Genomic DNA, 1,215 nt, shown 5'->3' with positions numbered 1-1,215 from the left:
TGGATAGGCTACACTTAGTTGGACAGAATTTTTAAGGTCAAGTAGAATACTACTAATACATTTGAGGAGAATCTACATGCCTAAAAGAGAACGTCGAACTTTTACTGAAGAATTTAAGGAACAAATCGTACAGCTTTACAAGAACGGAAAACCTAGAAAAGAAATTATTCGTGAATACGATCTTACACCATCTTCTCTTGATAAATGGGTGAAACAAAGTGAGAGCTCCGGATCATTTAAAGAGAAGGATAACTTAACACCAGAACAAATTGAATTAATTGAATTACGTAAGCGAAATAAACAACTTGAAATGGAAAATGACATTTTAAAGCAGGCAGCGCTGATACTAGGACGAAAGTAAATGTGATTAAGAATAATCTACATAAATACTCGATATCAGCAATGTGCAAAGTCCTACAACTATCAAGAAGCACCTATTATTATGAAGCAAAAGAACGTACAAACGAAGATACTATCACTACTGACATTATCGAAATATTTCACGCAAGTCACCAAAATTATGGGACTCGTAAAATAAAAAAAGAACTAAAGAAAAAAGGAAAAGTAGTATCTCGACGTCGCATAGGACGCATTATGAATGAGCAGGGACTTGTTTCCTCTTACACAGTAGCTCAGTTTAAACCTCAAAAAACGCAGCCTAATGAGGACCAACTAAACAATGAATTAAATCGACAATTCACACAGGAAAAACCATTGTCTGTCATAGTAAGTGATTTAACTTATGTAAGAGTTGAGAAAAAATGGCATTACATATGTGTATTTGTTGATCTCTTTAATCGAGAAATTATCGGTCATAGTACAGGCCCAAACAAAGATGCATTATTAGTTTATAAGGCGTTAGCATCAATAAAAACCGACCTTCATAACATCCAGCTATTTCATACTGACCGAGGAAGTGAATTTAAAAATCAGCTTATTGATGAGGCTTTAAAAGTATTTAATATCAGTCGTTCATTAAGCATGAAAGGTTGTCCTTACGACAACGCAGTAGCTGAAGCAACATATAAAATCATTAAGACTGAGTTTGTCAATCGTCGTCATTTTGATAGTTTAGAAGAATTATCAAGACAATTTCATGACTATGTTCACTGGTATAACTATATTAGAATCCATGGAACCCTAGATTATTTAAGTCCAATTGAATTCAAAATAAAACACCTTAAAAAAATTGTCTAGTTTAGTGTTGACGATCCA

The 1,215-nt window shown here is 33.5% G+C and carries 1 protein-coding gene; it reads left to right on the top strand.

What is annotated here, in order from left to right; translation table 11 throughout:
• Positions 1-76: 76 nt before the first annotated feature.
• A protein-coding gene (locus ACTJJ9_RS26280) for an IS3 family transposase (RefSeq protein WP_440769009.1) occupies positions 77-1,197 on the top strand; the annotation gives its coding sequence in 2 pieces (ribosomal slippage) (positions 77-338 and positions 338-1,197; 1,122 coding nt in all).
• Positions 1,198-1,215 lie beyond the last annotated feature (18 nt).

It is taken from the genome of Metabacillus sp. 22489, from assembly GCF_052044855.1.
GTDB lineage: Bacteria > Bacillota > Bacilli > Bacillales > Bacillaceae > Metabacillus > Metabacillus niabensis.
The sequence above is the reverse complement of the archived record's forward strand: the minus strand, read 5'-3'. Positions and strand labels throughout refer to the sequence as shown.